This is a genomic window from Pseudomonas sp. 8 R 14 (genome assembly GCF_900005955.1).
Lineage (GTDB): Bacteria > Pseudomonadota > Gammaproteobacteria > Pseudomonadales > Pseudomonadaceae > Aquipseudomonas > Aquipseudomonas marginalis.
Genome location: NZ_CVTH01000065.1, coordinates 1 through 20,776 on the forward strand (window position 1 = coordinate 1; position 20,776 = coordinate 20,776).

19 protein-coding genes and 2 pseudogenes are annotated in these 20,776 nt (G+C 53.4%); 7 read left to right on the forward strand and 14 right to left on the reverse strand.

Going from position 1 to position 20,776, the window contains the following annotated elements:
- Positions 1-103: 103 nt before the first annotated feature.
- From BFQ01_RS32335 to BFQ01_RS17260, 3 genes are all read left to right on the forward strand, one after another.
- Positions 104-436 carry an IS66-like element accessory protein TnpA gene (locus BFQ01_RS32335; protein ID WP_003173944.1) on the forward strand — a complete coding sequence of 111 codons (333 nt, stop codon included), beginning with the start codon at positions 104-106 and terminating at the stop codon, positions 434-436.
- Positions 433-768 (forward strand): IS66 family insertion sequence element accessory protein TnpB, encoded by a 336-nt coding sequence (tnpB, locus tag BFQ01_RS32950; RefSeq protein WP_003177794.1) that lies wholly within the window; start codon positions 433-435, stop codon positions 766-768. Before BFQ01_RS32335 ends, tnpB begins: the two co-directional genes overlap by 4 nt.
- Positions 769-849: 81 nt before the next feature.
- Positions 850-2,379: an IS66 family transposase gene (locus BFQ01_RS17260; protein WP_042944682.1), complete on the forward strand. Its 1,530-nt coding sequence runs from the start codon at positions 850-852 to the stop codon at positions 2,377-2,379.
- 17 nt (positions 2,380-2,396) lie between these two features.
- Here the strand turns inward: BFQ01_RS17260 and BFQ01_RS17265 are convergent, their stop codons facing one another.
- Positions 2,397-2,855, reverse strand: a complete 459-nt coding sequence (locus BFQ01_RS17265) for a winged helix-turn-helix transcriptional regulator (protein WP_003429427.1) — start codon at positions 2,853-2,855, stop codon at positions 2,397-2,399.
- A gap of 96 nt (positions 2,856-2,951) precedes the next feature.
- Between BFQ01_RS17265 and BFQ01_RS17270 the strand changes: the two genes are divergently transcribed.
- The 4 genes and pseudogenes from BFQ01_RS17270 to BFQ01_RS17280 all read left to right on the forward strand — a co-directional run bounded on the left by BFQ01_RS17270 (position 2,952) and on the right by BFQ01_RS17280 (position 5,204).
- Entirely contained in the window at positions 2,952-3,899 is a 948-nt protein-coding gene (locus BFQ01_RS17270; protein ID WP_003173940.1) for an aromatic alcohol reductase, read from the forward strand.
- Between the two features lie 362 nt (positions 3,900-4,261).
- A pseudogene (locus BFQ01_RS32730) lies at positions 4,262-4,570 on the forward strand (RAQPRD family integrative conjugative element protein); the annotation flags it as partial.
- Positions 4,571-4,600: 30 nt separating this feature from the next.
- Positions 4,601-4,840 carry a TIGR03758 family integrating conjugative element protein gene (locus tag BFQ01_RS32735; protein WP_065926203.1) on the forward strand — a complete coding sequence of 80 codons (240 nt, stop codon included), beginning with the start codon at positions 4,601-4,603 and terminating at the stop codon, positions 4,838-4,840.
- A 46-nt stretch (positions 4,841-4,886) separates the two neighbouring features.
- Entirely contained in the window at positions 4,887-5,204 is a 318-nt protein-coding gene (locus BFQ01_RS17280; protein WP_256097750.1) for a TIGR03745 family integrating conjugative element membrane protein, read from the forward strand.
- Between the two features lie 226 nt (positions 5,205-5,430).
- Here BFQ01_RS17280 and BFQ01_RS17285 read toward each other — a convergent pair whose 3' ends face one another.
- From BFQ01_RS17285 to BFQ01_RS17340, 13 genes and pseudogenes are all read right to left on the reverse strand, one after another.
- Positions 5,431-6,000: a TetR/AcrR family transcriptional regulator gene (locus BFQ01_RS17285; RefSeq protein WP_065926205.1), complete on the reverse strand. Its 570-nt coding sequence runs from the start codon at positions 5,998-6,000 to the stop codon at positions 5,431-5,433.
- Between the two features lie 117 nt (positions 6,001-6,117).
- Positions 6,118-6,954: an enoyl-CoA hydratase/isomerase family protein gene (locus BFQ01_RS17290; protein WP_065926206.1), complete on the reverse strand. Its 837-nt coding sequence runs from the start codon at positions 6,952-6,954 to the stop codon at positions 6,118-6,120.
- Between the two features lie 522 nt (positions 6,955-7,476).
- Positions 7,477-9,312 (reverse strand): annotated as a pseudogene (locus tag BFQ01_RS17295) (tyrosine-type recombinase/integrase).
- Positions 9,313-9,841: 529 nt separating this feature from the next.
- Positions 9,842-10,744 carry an alpha/beta hydrolase gene (locus tag BFQ01_RS17300; RefSeq protein WP_065926207.1) on the reverse strand — a complete coding sequence of 301 codons (903 nt, stop codon included), beginning with the start codon at positions 10,742-10,744 and terminating at the stop codon, positions 9,842-9,844.
- A gap of 10 nt (positions 10,745-10,754) precedes the next feature.
- Positions 10,755-11,786 carry a fatty acid desaturase gene (locus BFQ01_RS17305; RefSeq protein ID WP_099489747.1) on the reverse strand — a complete coding sequence of 344 codons (1,032 nt, stop codon included), beginning with the start codon at positions 11,784-11,786 and terminating at the stop codon, positions 10,755-10,757.
- A gap of 39 nt (positions 11,787-11,825) precedes the next feature.
- Positions 11,826-13,562 (reverse strand): fatty acyl-AMP ligase, encoded by a 1,737-nt coding sequence (locus BFQ01_RS17310; protein WP_083244895.1) that lies wholly within the window; start codon positions 13,560-13,562, stop codon positions 11,826-11,828.
- Between the two features lie 101 nt (positions 13,563-13,663).
- Positions 13,664-13,921, reverse strand: a complete 258-nt coding sequence (locus BFQ01_RS17315; protein ID WP_065926209.1) for an acyl carrier protein — start codon at positions 13,919-13,921, stop codon at positions 13,664-13,666.
- A gap of 2 nt (positions 13,922-13,923) precedes the next feature.
- Positions 13,924-14,745 (reverse strand): fatty acid desaturase family protein, encoded by an 822-nt coding sequence (locus BFQ01_RS17320; RefSeq protein ID WP_065926210.1) that lies wholly within the window; start codon positions 14,743-14,745, stop codon positions 13,924-13,926.
- Positions 14,738-15,874 (reverse strand): fatty acid desaturase, encoded by a 1,137-nt coding sequence (locus BFQ01_RS17325; protein ID WP_137213038.1) that lies wholly within the window; start codon positions 15,872-15,874, stop codon positions 14,738-14,740. Before BFQ01_RS17325 ends, BFQ01_RS17320 begins: the two co-directional genes overlap by 8 nt.
- 20 nt (positions 15,875-15,894) lie before the next feature.
- Positions 15,895-16,920, reverse strand: coding sequence for a 2Fe-2S iron-sulfur cluster binding domain-containing protein (locus tag BFQ01_RS31645; protein WP_083244897.1), 1,026 nt, complete (start codon positions 16,918-16,920; stop codon positions 15,895-15,897).
- A gap of 19 nt (positions 16,921-16,939) precedes the next feature.
- Positions 16,940-17,725 (reverse strand): SDR family NAD(P)-dependent oxidoreductase, encoded by a 786-nt coding sequence (locus BFQ01_RS17330; protein ID WP_065926212.1) that lies wholly within the window; start codon positions 17,723-17,725, stop codon positions 16,940-16,942.
- 16 nt (positions 17,726-17,741) lie between these two features.
- A complete protein-coding gene (locus tag BFQ01_RS17335; protein ID WP_141691286.1) occupies positions 17,742-19,415 on the reverse strand; it encodes a choline/carnitine O-acyltransferase in 1,674 nt (557 codons plus the stop codon).
- Between the two features lie 40 nt (positions 19,416-19,455).
- On the reverse strand, positions 19,456-20,769 hold the full coding sequence (locus tag BFQ01_RS17340; protein ID WP_065926214.1) for an NAD(P)/FAD-dependent oxidoreductase: 1,314 nt from the start codon (positions 20,767-20,769) through the stop codon (positions 19,456-19,458).
- Between the last annotated feature and the right edge of the window lie 7 nt (positions 20,770-20,776).

Below are 20,776 nucleotides of genomic sequence, written 5' to 3' on the forward strand. Positions count from 1 at the left end.
GTAACCGTCCGAGCAACACATCTTCCTGATGCCATCGGTTAAGGCGATGGTGTCCACCTAAATTTAAGTGGACACCATTTTTAGCCTTTTTAAGCGGACGCCCATGCCACAAGAACGCCGTTCCTATTCCAAGTCCTTCAAGGCCCAGGTCATTACTGAGTGCGCCCATCCTGACACTTCAATTGCCAATGTCGCCTTGACCCACAACCTCAATGCAAACCTCGTCCATAAATGGATTCGGGTGCATGCGCAGAAAAACCTGGCACTGCAAACTGCCTTCATCCCGGTCAAGACTTCGCCGCCGGTGCCGATGCATCAGGCCCTTCCTGCCACGATCCGAATCGAAGTGCCGCATCCAAAAGGTGTAGTCGTGGTGAGTTGGCCAGCAGAAAATGCAGCGGCGTGTTCTGCTTTCCTACGAGACCTGCTGCGATGATCCGCGTCGATTCCATCTGGCTCGCCACCGAGCCCATGGACATGCGCGCCGGCACTGAAACCGCGCTCGCACGAGTCGTGGCGGTGTTCGGTGCGGCGAAGCCGCACTGTGCCTATCTGTTCGCCAACCGCCGCGCCAATCGAATGAAAGTGCTGGTGCATGACGGCGTGGGGATTTGGCTTGCCGCCCGGCGTTTGAATCAAGGACGCTTCTTCTGGCCGGGTGTGCGACACGGCTCCGAAGTTGAGTTGGATGCCGAGCAACTTCAGGCCCTGGTGCTCGGTTTACCTTGGCAGCGCGTCGGTGCAGGCGGAATCATCTCGATGCTTTAACATCTGCCATGGCGTGCTTGCCAGCGCAATTGGCCCATCAGTCTATCGTCGCCATCAGCCCTCTCTGGCAAAATCGGCGGCATGACTTTGCATCCAAATCTCGATCAATTAAACCCTGAACAACTGCGTGCCCTGGCGGCGCAGTTGATCCAGCGCGTCGAGACAATGGACAAGCAAATCACTCATCACAAGTCGGTCAACGAGAAACTGGCCCACGAGATCGCGCTGCTCAAACGCTTCAAGTTTGCCAAGCGCAGCGAGCAGTTGAGCCCGGATCAAGCCAGCCTGCTCGACGACTTGATCGATACGGATATCGCCGCTATCGAAGCCGAACTTGAGGCGCTGCAACCGGCACCTGTCGAAGCCAAAGTGCGCCAGCAACCCAAGCGCGCACCGCTGCCACCGCAGTTTCCTCGCACACTGATCCATCACGAACCGGACAACAGCCACTGCCAGTGCGGCTGCGCCCTCAAGCGCATCGGCGAAGACGCCAGCGAAAAGCTCGACTACACGCCCGGCGTATTCACCGTCGAGCGTCACATCCGTGGAAAGTGGGCCTGCGAGCAGTGTGAAACGCTAATCCAGGCGCCGGTACCGGCGCACGTCATCGACAAAGGCGTCCCGACCGCAGGCCTGCTGGCCCACATCATGGTGGCCAAGTTCGCCGACCATCTGCCGCTGTATCGCCAAGAGAAAATCTTCGGCCGCGCCGGGCTGCCCATCGCCCGTTCGACACTGGCGCAGTGGGTGGGTCAAACCGGCGTACAACTGCAACCGCTCGTGGAAGCACTGCGCGAGGCAGTGCTGGCCCAGCGAGTCGTCCATGCCGATGAAACACCCGTGCAGATGCTGGCACCGGGTGAAAAGAAAACGCACCGAGCGTATGTCTGGGCCTACTGCACGACACCATTCTCGGCACTGAAGGCGGTAGTCTACGACTTCAGCCCGAGCCGTGCTGGCGAACATGCGCGCAACTTCCTGGGCACTTGGAACGGCAAGCTGGTCTGCGATGGCTTCGCAGGCTACAAGGCCGGCTTCGAAGGGGGCATCACCGAAATCGGCTGCATGGCCCATGCTCGCCGCAAGTTCTTCGACCTGCATGTGGCGAACAAAAGCCAACTGGCCGAACAGGCGCTGCACTCAATCGGCGGCCTATACGAGGTTGAACGAAAGGCCAAAGAGATGAGCGATGAAGATCGCTGGCGATTACGTCAAGAAATGGCGATTCCTATCGCGGAGAAGTTGCATGAGTGGATGCTGGCTCAGCGCGAACTTGTGCCCGAGGGCTCGGCCACAGCCAAGGCTCTGGATTACAGCCTGAAACGCTGGGTAGCGCTGACGCGCTACCTCAATGATGGTGCTGTGCCCATCGACAACAATCGGGTCGAAAATACGATCCGGCCTTGGGCCCTTGGCCGTTCGAATTGGCTCTTCGCCGGATCACTGCGCAGCGGTAAACGAGCGGCGGCAATTATGAGCTTGATTCAATCGGCACGCATGAATGGGCATGATCCGTTCGCGTATCTCAAGGATGTACTGACGCGGTTGCCGACACAGAGGGCCAGTGCAATTGACCAATTACTACCGCATCAATGGGCACAGGGCTCCTAACACGCTATGAGCTACATTCAGTCCGACGCGTCTGAATCTAATGGTGTCGATGGAGGTATTTGCCATGCGGGTTTTTTGTCATCCTGACTGTCGAAAATACGCCGCGCCTTGCGGAAATCCTCAACGTTCTCGACAACCCAAGTCCAGATAGGTGACATGCGGATCAACAGTCCCATACCCAGCGGCGTCAGCTCATACTCGACACGTGGCGGAATCTCACCGAACTCCCGCCGAACCACTAGCCCATCCCGCTCCATGGAGCGTAGCGTCTTGGTTAACATCCGCTGAGTCACCCCAGTCATCTGCCTTTTTATTTCGGCATGGCGCATCGTGCCGTAAACCCCCAGGGCATGCAGAATACCTAACGACCAGCGGCTACCTGCGTGAGCAAGCACTTCTCGTCTGACGCCATCATCGTCTTCTCTAAGCGTTCGGCAAATTGTTTCTGCCTGGCTGAGAGCCTCCTGATCGGTCATTTCATTCTCTGGTATCACAGGTGTGCCTTCTTACGAACGTTGCCTAATCGTGCAAGCATTTGTTCATCTTACAGGCAACAGGTCTCAGGAGAAATCATGACCGAAGTGACCCAGCTTTCCCCCCAATCCATTCTCGTTCTAGGCGCCGGTGAGCTTGGGCTGCCGGTTCTGCGCAATCTTGCGCGAGTAGCAAAGCGCGCGCCCGGCTCCACAATCAGCGTCCTGCTCAGGGATTCGACCATCAACACTCAGGTGCCCGAGAAAAAGGTCGAAATCGATGAGCTTCGAGATCTTGGCATCCAGATGGTGGCCGCAGATCTCGTGAATAATTCAATCGATCAGTTGGCTGAAGTGTTCGCACGGTTCGATACCGTAATAGGCTGCGCAGGCATGGTTGCAGGCCGGGAAACCCCGATGAAGCTGGCTACAGCAGCTCTCAAGTCCGGTGTGAAGCGCTACTTTCCTTGGCAGTTTGGTGTCGACTTCGAGGTAATCGGTCGGGGCAGTCCTCAAGATCTGTTCGATGCTCAGCTTGATGTACGCGAATTGCTTCGCGCCCAGGATAAAACTGAATGGGTAATCATCTCGACGGGTATGTTCACCAGCTTTCTATTCGAGCCAGTATTCGAGGTGGTTGACTTCGAAAACGATACCGTGAACGCGCTAGGCAGTCTTGAGACCAGCGTGACGCTCACGACTCCAGAAGACATTGGTGCGTTGACAGCGGAAATTGTTTTCTTCGAACCTCGCTTCCGCGATCAGATTGTGTACCTCTCGGGAGATACAGTGACGTACGGAGAGGTTGCGAGCCTCCTCGAACGTGTACTGGGTCGCCCGTTCAAACGTAACGTGTGGACTGTTCCGTACTTGCTCCAAGAATTGGAGAGAGACCCAACGCATCACATCAAGAAGTACCGCGCTGTGTTCGCCCAGGGCAGAGGCGTGGCCTGGCCTAAAGCAGGCACTTTCAACGCGCAGCAGTCGACTCAAGTCACGACCGCTGAGGAGTGGGCCCGTGCAAATCTGGCAACCTCATCAGCATAAGGGCAGTAGCTGAACGAACGTTCTCGCGCTCGGAGTTGACCTGCTAAAAAGCTCCTCAGTCTGATAATGGGCGCTGATAACCGAAGCTAAGGCGCGGAGAATGGGTCTGGTAATCCAAGACGACCGAATCTTTATCTTATCCGCACCATCTGCCGAGGTCTGAGGCGTCCCACTTCACTATCTATTGAGTTTTCTAAGCGCGAATTCCGAACCACGGTGACTTAACCAAGCGCTTACTAAAGCCTTGCAAATGAGCGTGGTTTTGAGGAGCACGGGGGAGAATGGTGTGGTCAAGGTGTGTCTGCCGGACGCTTACAGCCAAAGATGCAACATTTACTCCTGTTTTTCAGGGATTTTAGTAAATGTTGGGATATCGAGGTGTTCACCAATGGCATCAACATTTACTGGCCATCGGCTTAACGCTGACGTCAGTGCTTTGGCCTGCTTCCGGCACAGCCACAGAGTCTGCTCGTCTATCACTGTTGCTTCGCCATCTAAACTTAATTGAAGGCCTAGCCGAAGACAGCGCCCGCCTACCCCGTGACGAAACCTCCCGCTACCACTTCGACTACAAACGCCTCCGCAACGACGTGCAACGTATACGCCAAGGCGTCCAGGACCACCTGAGCCCCCAACGTGCACAACCGCGCGATCCCTTGCCGTTGCAGGGAGACTATCGTCAAGACACGGAGGTGGCCCCCATGAGCCTCAGCGCCGATCAGGCGTCAGCCTTCCTGGCCCATGGCGGTTTCACACACGACGCGAGTGCCACGTTGCTGCTAGGCATGGTGTTCGCCGTACTGCTGGTTTGGGGCGTATGGGCATTACGCACAGCCTATGTCGGTTGGGCTGAGCACAAGCTGAGCCAGCGGCAGCTGCTGGGCGTCGCGGTGCGATTTGCCGTGATGTATGTGGTGCTGACCTATTTCCTGCTGTCTTGAGAGAGGTTGTATGAAGCACTTCGATCAAGGTCTCCCCATTGTGTACATGGCAGGTGTGGCTGCGGTGTTGCTGTCACCCACCTGGGCGCTAGGCGGGCTGCCATCACTGGAAGACCCGTCGCGCGGTACCGGGGATAGCATTCTCACGACGCTGCAGAACTACGGCTACGACATCGTAATGCTGGTGGCACTGCTGGTAATTGCCTCCATGTTTATCGGGGTCTGCTACCGCGCCTATACCACCTATTCGGAGATCCACGCAGGACGTAAGACCTGGGGACAGTTTGGCCTGACCGTAGCGGTGGGTGCCCTATTGCTGGTGGTCGGTATCTGGTTACTGACCCAGGCCACCGGAATTCTCTAGGAGACAAACATGCCGAGCGAATCAAGGCAGGATCAAACTCTGACTTTTTTGCCCCATCGACTGAACCGGCAGCCGATCCCCGAGATAGCTGACAACAGCAACACCATGCTCTAAACCTGCGGCACAGGTCAGGCTTTGGCGGACCGGAGTGCATGGAGTCTAACTGGGGATGATCCAGCCTACCTCGCTACCGTCATGAACTGGTTACGCTGGATGTCGATCCTGCCTAGAGCTCCTTGAGTGCCGTCGCGGTGCCTGAGAGGATTTCGTCGGACAGGCCCCCGTCGCCGATTGCTCGCGCCATGGCAAGGGCACCAACCAGTGCGCTGAGTACCAAGCAGGCGCGAAGTCGATCACCAGCGGCGTCCGTACCCGGCGTCAACGCGGCCAGAAGCTCGATGTACTGCTCGACCTGACGTCCATAGGCCGAGCGAGTTCGGTCATCCGCGCGCGAAATGCCCTCAGCCAACCCGGCCACTGCGCATCCGGCTTCAGGATGCGCGCGGTGGGCTGGACTGAGGTAATCGTCGACGATCGCTTCGAGCGCCCGTCTGCCGCCTTGGCCGGACGTAGCCACAGTCCGTGCACTTCCCTGAGCCAAAGCGCGTTCCACCGCGGCACCGACCAGTTCATCTCGAGATTCGAAATGACGGTAGAAGCCGCCGTGCGTCAGGCCGGCTTCCCGCATCAGCTCCGCTACTCCGAAACCGTTAATGCCACTGCGGCGCATTCGAGCCGCAGCGATGTCGACAATTCGATCGTGGCTTGCCGCCTTGTCTGCTTTCGAACTACCCATGAATGGGACACTCCTCCCGATGCAACACTAGTTATATCCTAACGATTTTGGTAACGATCCAGTTCAAGCGAATATACGCCAAGGCTTCGACCCCACTCTTTGGCGCTGCAGTTGCTGTTATCGGGTTTCGGTACTGAGATTGCCGAGGTGATAACCCATGCGTGCCTCGAAATCAAGACCCACTTCGTCGCGCTTTTGCGCGATTCGTGCTCCCCGCTCATGGACAGTCGGCCAAGAGAACGCATTAAGGAAAGCGTCCTGTGTCTGCATCAGGTCCTCCGCGGACGGCAGGGTTCTACGGTTGATCAGCTGCTTCGCCTCGGCGAGCGCAGGTTTGTCGAAGGACGCGATGCGCCTAGCGAGGTTGTCGACGAAGGCGTCAAGCTCGTCATCGGGGAGTGCACGATTCACCCACCCGTAGTTCGCTGCCGTTGCTGCGTCGAAATCGTCGCTGCCGAGAACGATTTCGAGCGCCCTGGCCCGTCCGACGAGGAGTGGCAGGCGCTCGGTTCCGCCACCACCCGGAAAGACGCCTGCCCCGACCTCGATCTGAGCGAAGATCGCGCGCTCCTGGCTGGCAAAACGCATATCACATGCCAGAGCAATCTCAGAACCCCCGCCGCGCGTGCGACCTCGAATCGACGCAATGGTCACGACCGGGGAGATGGTTAACCGTGTCGTGGCATCGACGAATGTTGGCAGACCGGTCGGCCCCGGCGTCAGGGGAAAATCGGCAACCCGGGAGACGTCGTAGTGATTAACGAAGAAGTCCGGGTCAGCACTATCGAACACGACCACCCGCAACGTGTCATCGGACTCGATGAGGCCGACGATCTCCTGCAGCTCTAGGAGGGTCTCCGGATCGCACAGGTTGATCGGAGGATTGTTGAAGGTCACTCGCCAGTATCCCGGCGCTGCCTCGGTAATCATGAACTGGGTCAGTGGAGCATTCATTCGAAAGATTCCTTCGTTCTAAGGCGCTGGGCGCCGGAGGTGTCGGGGGCGCAGACCATCTGGTCGCTGACAATGAGGATGACGCTCATCATCCTCATTGTCAAGACGCGACCGCATCGAGGCCACCGGGCAACCGTTACGGGAGTTTGGGGAAGCGGAGCGGCTCAACAGCTCGGCGCTTCGATAGCGTCGATCGAATCGTCCATGCAGATACTCGGCAATCGTTGGGTTAGCGAAACCGGTCGGCATTGCTGCATGAGCGATGAGCGCAGGCACGCAGGAAACCGGAGAGACGACAGCGTTGCCGAGAACCGGGCCGACCTGCCATCGCTTGATAAGGGCGCCATAGAGCGAAAACGTCAGGCCCTGTAGCACAAAGGGTGCTGTTCCGACAGGTGACAAACGCTTGTCTTGGAATGTGTTGTAGATAAACAGAATAAATTCCACGTATCCTGGAGCAGCCCTCGCCAGATGCACTCAAGCCAGCGGCTACATCCGTTGTCACCGCTCGAAGACAGCACCTCAGCTCGAGCTCAGGGTCCTGCAGACAATCCGCGTGGTAATTTCGAAATTATCCATGGTGAGCCCATCGATTGGCGAATGACCCTTTAGCCGCTCATGAGGTTTACACAGCGTCCGATAAAGCCTCCATGCATCCACATCCGGAGACCGCGCTAATACCGTGAGCACCAACTTGTGCCGTAACGCATCAAGCTGCCAGTCCGGAATGCGCTGACCACGATTCCCCAAGCTCAGGGACAGAAGACGTCGAGCCTTAATATCCCGATTGATCTGATCGCGGGATTTGCCTGCCAGTCTGGCGAAGACCAGCAGCGGCAAATTACTCGAAGCTTCAAACGTGGCCAACATTTCGGTCCGTTCACGCTGGGCTTCAGACACGTGAGATTTGTGAGGCTTTTCAGTCTGTATTGGAACGGGCACGACAGGCGATTGGTTGGGCCTCATGGGGCCTTTCTCGCTACCTACCAGCATCGTCGATGAGGTCGCCGCAGCAAAGTTGCTGCTGTAAAGAACGACATTTCCCTTAGAGTTTTCCAGTAAGGGCAGCGAGGCTGCGCCCTACAAACGAATAGTCAGCGGAGAGCTTGCTGCTTTCGGCTTACCCTGCCCCCAAAGGTCCAATCTATTCGCCCAATCCTGCATCATGGTCCGACGTTGCTCGACGTATTCCGCGTGGTTGTAGGCCGCACTCACCTTGCCTGAATCGGCATGAGAAAGCTGCGCATCAACCCATACCTTGGGGTAGCCAATCTCGTTAAGCGCCGTCGAAATCGTGGCCCTCATCCCATGCCCGGTGAGTTGATCGGCATACCCCATTCGACGCAACGCCCCATTCAAGGTGTTCTCGCTAATGCGCTTGCTTAGGTCGCTCCGGTGCGCTAACAAATAACACTGCGCGGGGACAACTTGACTCAGCATCTCGCGCACGATTTCAAGCGCCTGGACCGACAATGGCACGATGTAAGGCGGTATGTTTGAGGTCTGCTTCCCCGCCCTGCGCATCCCCATCTGAAGCTGTTTCACCACTTCCGGCGGGATGATCCACAACCGCTGCTTTAGATCAAACTGGTCGGGCGTCGACAAGCGCAACTCGCCGGTACGCACCCCCGTTAGCAGCAACAAGCGAAGACCTAGGCGTGTTTGGTTCGCACCACCGTAATCTCGAAGCGCGGCCAGCAATGTAGGCAGCTCGTCCATACGAAGAAAGGGATTATGTGCGACAGGGGGTTTCGGAAGCGCTACCACATCAAGGTCCGACGCAGGATTCTGGTCAAGCCCCTCCACCTTCACCAGGGCATAGCGGAACAATTGCTTGAACCAGGTCCGACATTTTTCCGCTGTCGTTAACGCCTTGCGTTGTTCGATTCCGCTCAGGAGGTGCATCAGGTCGTGGCGATTGATGCCGTAGATGGACCGCCTGCCGAGCGTTGGCAGGAGGTCTTTTTTGAAGATTCTCAATATCTGCGAGAGTGTGCTCTGGCGCCCCTGCTTCAGGCTCAGCATGCGGAACTCCACCCACTGATTGAACACGGCCTCGAAGGTATGCTCTGCCGCAAAACGAACAGCACGGCCCTGTTGCTTACGGTGCTCATAGGGATTGATGCCTTGGGCGACCAAGGCTCGCGCCTCGTCACGTCGGGCACGGGCTTCTTTGAGGGAGATTTGTGGGTAACAACCCAAGGACATGCGCTTCTGCTTGCCTGCCCAGTAGTAACGGAAGAGCCAGACTTTGCCGCCTCTGGCCGTCACATTGAGAGTGAGACCATCACTGTCACCGAGGGTGTAGCCATTACCGGTGATTCGGGCATGCCGAACTGTCATTTCTGAGAGTGCCATCGCGAGCTCCTGAACAGAGTCAGGGCCAGATACTCATCTCGCTGCGCAAACTGCTCCAGCAACAAACCGATTCAGGGCATGTCCGGATTCTGGACTTAATCCTGGACTTAAACGCACCGGATAGTACTGGATTTCAGTGGTTCCCGCCGGAACGAAAAAAAGGGCCTAAAGGCCCTGATTTCAATCACTTACAGAATTCAGTGGAACTCTGTAGCGCAATATTTGGAGCGGGAAACGAGACTCGCATCTGGCGTCAGACCCATTGAAATCTAAGGGGTTTATTTTCTTGCCGAAGCAGGAAAAGACTCAAATCTGGACTTGTTTTTGAGGTGTATCAAGAGCCTGTTATCACGGATACAGTATGCTATGTCCGGAGATGTCCAAATCTGAAAATGCTTTGCCATTGATCCAACCAATCACTTCATGGGTAGAAACAGGCAAATAACAACAAAGTTATAACCTTCTGTCGTCTTTGATTCTCCTACTAGCTAACGCGACGCCACCCTGAGGACGGCGTCAAGTTCCGGTTTCAGCTGGTTAGCAAGGCATCACACAACTGCTCAAGGGCCGAGGTGGAGCGAATAATGCCACGATGCCCAAGGCCCGAGGTTAATATTAGCTTGGCACCTGGCCAAACTTCGACGAGCAATTCGCTCTCGATTTTATTGACGTAAGTGTCGTTGGTATCATGCAACGCGACCAATGGAATGGACATGGCTTCGGCTCCCCGGTAAGCGCTGTAAAAGTCCCAGTTTTCACCTTGCAACTGATAGCGGTCGAGCACGACGGACGACAAGTGCGCTTGCATGGTCCGGGTCAGCCGCAACTGAGCCGACACTTTCTCGAACACACCATAGAAACTGGAAGGCGAACTGATCAGCCCGAGGCGCTTGATGGGGAGGCCGGCTTTCACAGCATTAACTGCGGCAATTCCGCCAAAACTGTAGCCAATTACGCAATTGATACTGTCATACAGGCCGACCATGTGCGTAATGCATTCCTTAAAGTCCAGCATATCCGCTTCATTGCCTCCGGATTGACCGTGAGCGACCGCATCGAAAGCCGCAACACACAGTCCGCGACGGGTCAGCAACTCGATCAACGTGCGAAAATGCGACGCCTTCGACTCCCAGCCATGCGCCAGAAGAACGTCTGGGCGCTCTCCTCCCCACAGGTAGTACTTGCAAGAAACGTCCGATTTGATCGCAAAGTCCCCTGACACCGATGCGCTTACAAGGAAGCGATCCCTAGGATCGTTATTCTTGCGACGCGGTTGAAACAAAAGACTCTCCATTTTTCTTTTTGTGAAGCCAGGCGCGCAAATCTCACTGAATTTCATCGCAGTGCGAAATAACTTAAGCGGCAGCGTGCCGTTAAACTCAGGCGCATTGAAATCGCCATAAGATGCGGTAATTTTATCTTTGTAATTCACGATGACTCTCCTATTTTAAATCGCATCCATAAGGCATGTTTATTTCTTCATAACGAATGAAACGCTGCCTTTTTTCGTCCCATAAATGACACGACAGATTGCTTGTAATATCGGCTATACGCCAGGTTGTCCGATGCACTTTCGCAATCCCCTCAATAGCCGACATCGCCGCCGGAAGGTGATAAAAAGGCACCTTTGCATTGACGTGATGCACTTGATGATAACCAATATTGGCCGTCACCCAGTGCCCCAGCCGGCACATACTGAAGAACGATGTACTGTCGAATGCCGCATCCAAATAATCCCATTCTGCCGTCGCGTAAAACTTCGCGCCCTGAAAGTTGTGCTGAGCATAGAAAAGGTAGCTCCCCACTGCAGTGGCAATCAGTAGCGACGAGATATAGAGGAGCACACTCAGGCTGCCCGCGAACTGATAAAGCCCTAGCAGCAATACGCTATGGAGAAGCACAGACATGAAGGACGTCCAGCAGCGGCGAAAATCAATGAAGCCTCTAGCGAGCGTCGGCAGCACGAAGAAAACCAATAGCCCCAACACCATCGATAAACCGGAGCGCCTGAGTTTGTAAAGCGCCTTCTGCCTTGGCGAAAATGCGGCCCATTGCTCAGTGTTCACAACCATGAAGTAGCCGGACAGGTAGCTCTCGGCCATTGAGTTCGTACCAAAATTCAGAATCGAGTTGGTACGGTGATGCTCATCGTGACTACGCGTCCATTGTGCCGGCGGAAAGAAGATGAAAAGTCCAAAAAAACCCAGGATGGCTTTAACTATAATGTTTGTATTTTTCAACAACGCGCCATGGCAATAGTCGTGATAAATCACAAACAATCTAATATTCAACGCCACAGCCGCGGCACACCCCAATATGCCAAGAATGATATCATCCGAGAGCGCAATCACGGAATAAGCAGAAAATAACATTACCACCGTGGATATCAGGCAGAAATATGAGTACCCAATCCGCTCATGAGCAAAACCTTGAACAATATCAAATAACTTTCGCTTTTCTGATGAACTGAGCACGTTATTCTCCACTGTCACCCAAGTGTTTCAGCTGGCCGCTCATGCTTGAGCGCCCCGAAATTTTCCTTGTATATAGTCTTGACGAACTTGAAGTCTTTTTATCTTACCGCTGGTAGTTTTGGGGATATGTGATTGGTCTACGCAAATCACTTCATGGGGTCGAATCCCGTGCACGGTGAAGCAGTGCTCCTTGATCATCGATTCAAGTGTTTCTACTGAATAGACATGGCGCTGTGAACGCTCAATCTCCTGAATAACGATGAGTTGCTCACCCTGCGCCTCAATGGAAATGGCGGCTCCCGCATCTGCTTTGAAAACACTGGACAGCGCCTGAACGGACCCTTCGATATCTGATGGGAAATAGTTTTTCCCATTGATGATGATGACCTCCTTCAAACGCCCGGTAATGAACAGCTCCTGCGCATCAAAAAATCCGTAGTCACCTGTTCTCATGAATGGCCCTCGCCCATCCTCGGTCATGGCCTGGAAAACCACCTCGCTTTCTTCGGGACGCTGCCAGTAACCCTGAGCAACGCTTGCCCCTGATACCCAGATTTCACCCACATCCCGATCATTCAAAACTCGGCGGCTCTGGGGATCCACAATCAAGACTTCATTGCCCAATACTTGCCCGGAACCGACTACCGTCTTTACGTCAGGCCGTTCGACAACAGGCACGGCCCGCCCTAGAGAGAGCTGCTCGCTATCGATAGTGATCTGCTGATGCACCTCACGGGGGCTACCACCGGTAACGAAGAGTGTCGATTCAGCAAGTCCGTAGCAGGGATAAAAAGCTTCGTGACTGAAACCGTATGGCGCGAACTGCTCGGAAAATGACTTGAGTGTCTGCGCATGAATAGGCTCAGCGCCGTTAAAGGCAACCCTCCAGGAGGAGAGATCAATACCTTCCATTTGCTTGCTGTTGGAGTGTTTAGCGCACAATTTGTAGGAAAAATTTGGCCCGCCGCTGGACGTTGCGCCGTACAGCGAGATTGCCTGGAGCCAGCGCAACGGCCTGCGCAAAAATGTCATCGGCGACATGATGTTGGCGGTAAAACCTGCAAACATTGGCTGAATAATGCCGCCCACCAGCCCCATGTCGTGAAAAGGCGGTAGCCAACTGACGACAGAGCTATGGGCATCATGCTCGAACTTACGATAGATGACCGTGGAGTTATGGAGCAGATTTTGATTGGTGACGATGACGCCTTTGGGATTTCCCGTAGACCCAGAAGTGTATTGCAAGAAGGCAATCTCACCTGGACTTATGACATGACGTGGCTCGACGTCCGAGTTAGCCACTTCATCGACGACAATAATCCTGAACGTCGTGTGTTTGAGCCCCTCTTTTTCCAGCCACTGGAGCAGAGAGTCCTTCAAAGCAGAGGTGGTCAGAATATACCGAGGATTGCAGTCCCTAATGATGACCCGCAGCCTTACATGTTCGGAGTGCGAAACCATTGGGTAAGCTGGCACCGCGACGATCCCGGCGAAAATGCATGCATAAAAGCTTGATATATAGTCGAACCCTGATGGGAATAGAAGGATAGCCCGCTCTCCGCCATCGCCTACGTCAAAGTGCCCGGCGATAGACCGCAGGCGTGCGAGCAGTTGACCACAGGTCAACGTTTCGCAGTCATCCAAACCATTGTTGAGGAAGCGATAAGCAATACTGTCGGACTGGTGAATACCTCGCCACTGACACACTTCAACTATAGATTTTGCAAAACAGCGTTCTTCAGTATTCGGAATGTTATAAAAATTTCTGTCGGTCACGTTGACCCCTCCTTCCTTGCCGGGTACTTATGGAAAATAGTACGCCACCCATGCCACGTCGCAGGTCGGCGATGCATGACAAACGGGTGCTAATCCCAAACTCAATTCAGCGCCATGAACGCTTTCAGTTCACCAACAGTCTTGAATGAGAACACCTTCGACTCCGGAATTTCAACGCCAGAGTTATCCTCCAAATAGCCCACAAGTTCAAAGATTTCAACCGAGTCCAGGCCCAAAGAAGGAATAAGCAGACTCATCAGAGACTCTTCGCCCTCAAGCGAATCAAGAATGACAAGCGACTCCGAGCGAATGTGGCCAACAGCCTCATAAAGAAGATTAAAAAACTTGCAATTACCCACGCTTACGACTCCTTGAACACACTGAAAAAATGGCTTCCGCGGATGACCTTACGCTCGCGCTCATCCAGCATCTTGCTTCTGGTCTCAGGCAACCGAAACCAATGGATATCTGGCATACAATGGTGTTCCTGGTGATAGCCATTATTGAACCAAAGCAAATTGTATAACCGTGAATAGCTACTCACGGAATTGCTCATGCTATTGGCCGGGTCACAGCCGTGATGCTCTGCATAGTTTTCCAGTGAAGCCATCGACGTCCCAAGGTAATGAACAGGAATCACAAACAGCACAAACGCCAGCGGCTGATAGATCAGCGTTAGAGTGACTGCAAAGACTAGGATGCTGATCTCGATCATCACCAGTGCGCCGACGCGCTGATAGGCATCTTTAAACAACTCGGTGACAGACAGCCTGAAATAACTGAGCAGCGTGTAGCGCAATGCACTCTCCTCGCCAGCGTCACTGCCGTATAAATAAAGCGATGATCTGTCCTTTGGCGGCTGATCGCCCATCCACCCATCGTTATTGAAAACGTGGTGATTGATATGGTGTGCCTTGTAGAACGATTGCGGCATGCCCAGCGCCAGTGTATTGATCACTGAAAACACCAAGTTACCCAGGCGCGACTTGAAAAACGGATTATGAATAAAATTATGTGCCACGCATTGATAGTTGGTACACATCAATAGAATGTTGGCCAATGCCAGAATGAGCAGACTCGCAATCGACAGTTCGTTAAACCACACGACTGGTACGACCCAACAAGCAATATGCGCCAAACTCAAAGCCACCAGCACGCCATCGAATTTACTATATTTAAACATTCTGCTTTCTCCACTGACGACGCTGTTCAGACATGATTGCTCCTTCCTCAGCCGTGGCATAATGCTTTTCCCAATGCTCCAGTTTTTTCTCCATCACTCGAAACCAATAGCGTGGAAACAACGAGCGGAAAATTTGCACAACGTAACCATGCTCAATCAGTACCGGGCTTTCAAGACTACCCAGCGACCAATATTTTTTGTTTGGGTTAGCATGATGATCCGAATGCCGAGTCAAATTCAGCAAAACCGCGGATGAAAATAGGCTGCGGCAATCCCAGCTGTGGGCTGGCCTGACCTTACTACCTGGCACACGCACCAAACCATAATGTTGAATGTAATTAGTGCACTCATAAGTAACTTTCGAGGTCACCACAATAATTAGATAACACGCAAAACCCATTGCACCTGCGACATATATTGAGATAGCGATGATCAGCAGCGTGAGGATGAAGCCTGGCATCAGTCTATTCCCTAGGCCGTAGACAGATCTCGGCAATCTGTTCAACCGCGCCTTCTCGAATGCCCAGGCTTCGGCATACTGCTCCCAGGACGAGCGGACAATAAACCGATAAATACTTTCACCGCGACGCGCTGTCGCTGCATCCTGAGTTGTCGCAACATTTTTATGATGACAATGTACGTGGGAAATGGCGAACTGGCTGTCAGCAACGATCGCTAAGGCTAGATTGCCCGCCGCCATGTCAAGCTTGCTGATTGTTCGGTGGGTCAGTTCATGTCCCACCACCATATTGATGCTGAGTACGAACCCTGTGCTCACGGAAGCGACAACAACCTGTAAGAGCGTCCATTGTCGTTCAGCCAGCGCCGGCGTATCAACCAGACGGGCCAGCGCTTGCATAGCTTCATGAGCATGTCCGCCGGCCACGAGCAACACCGCGCCTACCGCGATCAGCGACTGGACGATATATACATACATAAGCCCGTCGAGAACAAACGACCAACGTCCGGCATCCTGAACATCGCCGAGATCAGAAAATCGATCGAGCACAAAGTAGCATGCAAAGATGAACAACAAGTTTAGTAAGGGCGCCCACCCACCCCACAAGGTCGAGAACACCAACAGGGGCATATAAAGTAAAGGCACCGCCGAGAATCTTAAATACTTCACGTATCACCTACCCAGTTCAATTATTTGCCGAACGACTCAATTTCCCACTGATGGTTTTTCACGGTATGCATCTTCAATACGTCCAGGCAGGCATTGACCAGGGATTGAGAGCCACACATCAGGAAACGTTCCGTTCCTTTTAACCGATCGCCTTCCGTTGCCCGAAACATCTCATGCAATATTGCAGGCACACGCTCACCGTTCGTAGCACTGCTGGAACTGGATTCTCTTGAAACCGCCACACGATAATCAAAGTCCGGGTATTTTTTCTTCATCGCCTCAAGGCGCCTTCCGTCATAACAGTGAGAGGAATAGCGCACTGCATGCATTAATAGCACGGAGGCCTTGGGATACTTTCTCAACCGCCCCTCAAGCACTCCCAGCACCATACCCAACGCTGAACCACCCGCGACTGCAACACAACGATCGGTTTCTTTAGGCCAGTCGTCTAGAGAAGCTCCAAATTGCCCAAATGCGGCGCTGACGTTCAAGTCGTGATGGATGTGAGCGTTATCAGATAGCCACTGCGAATAAAAACCGCTTTCTCTTCGTGCTACATCTACAGCCAATCTTCCCGGACTTGTACTGACAATAGAATAACTTCGACCGTCAGTTGCCCCCGGTATAGTCAGCATAACGCTCTGCCCTACCTGAGCGACACAAAGGCTGGATAATGTCACTCGGGAAATGTATTCGTTCATCGGCTCAATATGTTCAATACGTGCCGACAGCAGATTTGTCGTGTCACTGAGCTTATGCAGAAAATCCAGATGGACGTCACTTTGCGGTACAGCTTGGCAGGCCAAGACATACCCTTGTGCAATCTGAGAGGGTGTCAGGCAGTGGCTTAAATCAATCAGCGATCTAGCCTGTCCATGCGCTACTTTCACAAGACATTTCTGGCATGCGCCAACTTGACAGGAATACGGCACGTCAAGACCTTGCTCCAGAAGACTATCCAAGATCGTATTTTTCCGGTGCAACTGACATGGCGTACTGCCGACCTGACCAACAAAGGGAGGTTTTTTCTTAAAAAAGGAAAGCATTGGGCCTACCTATTACGAGTTACTGATTGATCATCGCGGTGATTTGCCGAGCCAGCCAACGAGGGCTGATACGAACCGACTGCATAGCCAACTTATTCACCAGCCCGGGGACAATGACCACACGGTTACTTAACAGGCCTTTGAAACCGATCCTCGCCACTTCTTCCGGGCTCATGACAATACCGAACAACCCCTTAGCGAGGCCTGTATCCACCGACCCGGCTCTTAGATGAAATGCCGTCTGAGTCGTACCTGGGCACAACGCTGCACATCTCACGCCCTTCTTGCGCAGTTCCACCGCCAATGCTTCAGTGAAGTGCAAGACATAGGCTTTTGAGGCGTAATAGTTTGCATAATAAGGTCCGGGCTGAAATGCAGCTAAAGATGCGACATTTAGCAAGTAGCCTTTACCCCGGCGTACAAAATGTTGTGCGATAAAATGGCTCAATACCGTAAGTGCGCGGACATTAGTTTCAATAAGCGCACTATGATCGACCACATCGGTGTCCAAAAAACTGCCTCCGCGACCGACACCGGCATTATTGATAAATACTTCTATCACTTCAAGATATGGCGAAAGGTGCTCTATCAGCTGGCTTAACTCATCAGCATTCGATAAATCAAAACTCAAACACTTAACCGTCACTTGATAGTTCGCAGCAAGACGCTCCGCAGCATAGTTTAGTCGCTCTTTATGATTGGCAACCATGATCAGATTATAACCACTGCTCGCCGCCTCCTGGCTAAGCGCGTAGCCAATACCGGAGGATGCTCCGGTAACGACAGCATATTTCCCTTCTTTCATAAACCAAGCCTATTTATTAAGATTGCGCGACAGCAATGCTGCTTTTCAATTGGTATGCCAGGCATGCGGAAAACCGATCTAGCGATACAGGCGGGTGCAATAAGCTGTTTAGCAGAAGATCCAAACTCACCGAGTCTTCCTTAATCAGATAACCAACGCCTAACATTCCAGGTACATGGCAAAGCGTTCCAAACTGCAGCAATGCGTTTTGGCTGCCTCCGTTGGACGCCATAATGGTTCTGTCATAGATAAAGCGAAATGCCGGTAGACCAGCCAGCACTGAATACTTCATCACCCGCTGGACGATCGCATTGGTCGCTCCACCGGCCCAGCGCAAGTAACTGATCTGCAAGAGATGGGAAAGCAATCCCAAGCCTTGCTTGGAGTGCGATATGGCTCGTTTATGCGCTTGCGTCGCTTGCACGAGCACGTCGACTTTCTGTTGTGAACTTGCCGCTGACTTATAACGTTTGAAGGCGGCACTTACCGGATTGATGAAATCAAGTGCACGGCCAGGCAAATGGTCCAGTGCAACAGGTTCGAACAGGGTCGGTGGCGACCCGGTCGTTTCTCTATAAGCTTCATAAATGGCCAGCTGCACCAACATGTCTAACGAGATACGCCGCCGCCTAACCGCGCTCAGGTCCAGATCCTTTATACAAAGCACACGGTGCTCAACGCTTCGCAGTTGGTTGTCTAGATAAGACTTGATCGAAGCCACCTTTACACGCCCCAACTGTGCCTGCGCAACAGCGTTGTCATAGCGAGCCACCTCTTCCTGAATCAAGACGGCCGGGAGCTGCGACGGAGCATTCTGATTCTGCTGGACTGTCGAGACTATTGATGCCGCTTGAGCGCCAGTAAGGCTTGCATGCTCGCAGAGCACGAGCACTTCATTGCTGCCAAGGCGCGCGCACACCTGCAATGCCTTGTCGGCAAACCGATTATCTAGATTGACAAGACGCCCCGAAGCGCTGTCATTACTCCCCGCCGGATCAATACAAAGCAGGAAACTGCACTGGCGCAACACCCTTAGCCCTTCACCCGCCACCGGATCAGCCTGTAGACGCACCGAAATGGTAGACCACCCATGACGACGATAGGACGCACACTCCGACAAAGTCAGGGTTGCGCCATGGACGTCTTCAGGGTTCGGTTTAAAGATGATGTCGATCAATATCGTTCGAAGATGTCCAAGATCCAGGCAGGCATCCACTGGCACCTTGAATAGAGCGCCAGCGTGCAAAATGGCGAAATAGGGGTAAGTGTCAGGGCAGACCAGTGCGTCGCAAAAAGCCCTTGGTGAACGCCAAATACGAAAAGCCCGGGCAACGTCGTCGCTCGCCAAGCAGGCTTGATGAATAGCAGAAATCAGACGGGTAAAACGCTCGACGTCTGCCTCATGCTCCTGACCCATTGAAAAGACCAGCGGGAAATTATTATAAAACGGCAAGCCTCCACGACACGTCAGGTAGAAATGCGCGGTACTGTCCTTGTAACTGCTCTGGTAGCCGCCCATCCATCGACGCAATACGTCGACCCCATGGAAAAAACTAACGGATAAAAGAAACAGGCTGGATACAAAGTGCGCACGCGCTCTGCCGAACCCTTGAATACTTTGAATATGTTCAAATAGAGCGCAATACAACCCGCGAATACTTAGTGCGGGCGAGCGTTTTTTATAATCCACTGTTTCTGCCCTCCTGGCATTTAATTATTCCTCCCACGACTCAAGTGCTACTCAGGCCATCCGCCAAACGCAAGAACTTGATGTATGAGCTAGAGGCCAATGGTAATAACGCCGGCGGTGCCAAATAAGGGGCGCTGCTGCGATACCAGGGCAAGTCGGGTGAACAAGAAAATGCTTCCAGCCAGTTTGCATAGGACGCGCCATTGGCCAACGACAAGGCCAAGCCGTGCCCGCAGCACCCCACAAAACTGTCGACCGACGATTGTCCACGGGTAACGACGGGATAGTTATCTAGCGTGACGCCAATGGTTCCGCTCCAGACTTTTTCAATACTGATATCAGCCAGTTGAGGTAGAAACTTGCTCAGCCCTTCGCTCAGGCCTGCATAGACCTTGTAGGACTCCGGTTCTCCATCGCGTTGCCGCTTCCATACAGAATCTGTGGAATAAAATGGCTCCCCTCCGCCGAACAACAAACGATGATCAGGCGTGATGCGCAAGTAATTAAAGATTCTTCGTACATCGATGATCGCGTTGTTCGGCTGTAACCCAAGTTGTGCCATTTGACCAGGCAGTAACGGCGCAGAAAGCATCAGCGAAGTCGATATGGGCATCACTCGTCCGCGCAACCGATTCAACGAGGGGGTAAAACCGTTCGTCGCCAACAACGCCCTCGAAAAGCGCAGGGAATGCCCATTCGCCTCAACGAAATGTTCCTGAGGCTCGGCACACCGAGTGTTGACGTAAATCTCTCCACCCATGGCCAGGATTTTCTTGGCCAAAGACACTACGAGCTTCACAGGGTCAATGGTCGCTGTATTTTTATACTCGAGCCCCGACAGGTAACCCGGGCTATCGACAATCCCTTTGATAGCCTTGCGATCGTAGGTCTCTACGTCAAAACCCGCTGCAATCAACGCGTCGCCCTCCAACTGGAGTTGTCTATCATTGGCCGCGTTGGTGGACACTTTGAACTGGCTACCCATCAACAAATCACAACCCAGCTTTTCGTCGCGAATCAACTGCGTGCTGTAGTTAAGTGCGTCCAGGGTGTGGACGAAAATCTGACGAGCCTTGACGTCACCATACTGTTTCACCAAAAGGTGATATTGCTTGCCAATACCTGGCCCTATCATCCCTGAGTTTCGGCCACTGGCTCCACTGCCTAGAGGATGGGCATCGACCACGATGACTTTGCGGCGCGACCCAAACTTTTTCAATATGTGGTAAGCCGCAGACAACCCTGCCAACCCCGCACCAATAATCAGATGATCGCACTCTGCGTCCGCGCACAGTGATGGCAAGGAAATCTCGGCCCCCGTACGACTCCATACGAGGTTTGATGTGAAGTCCATTTCAATA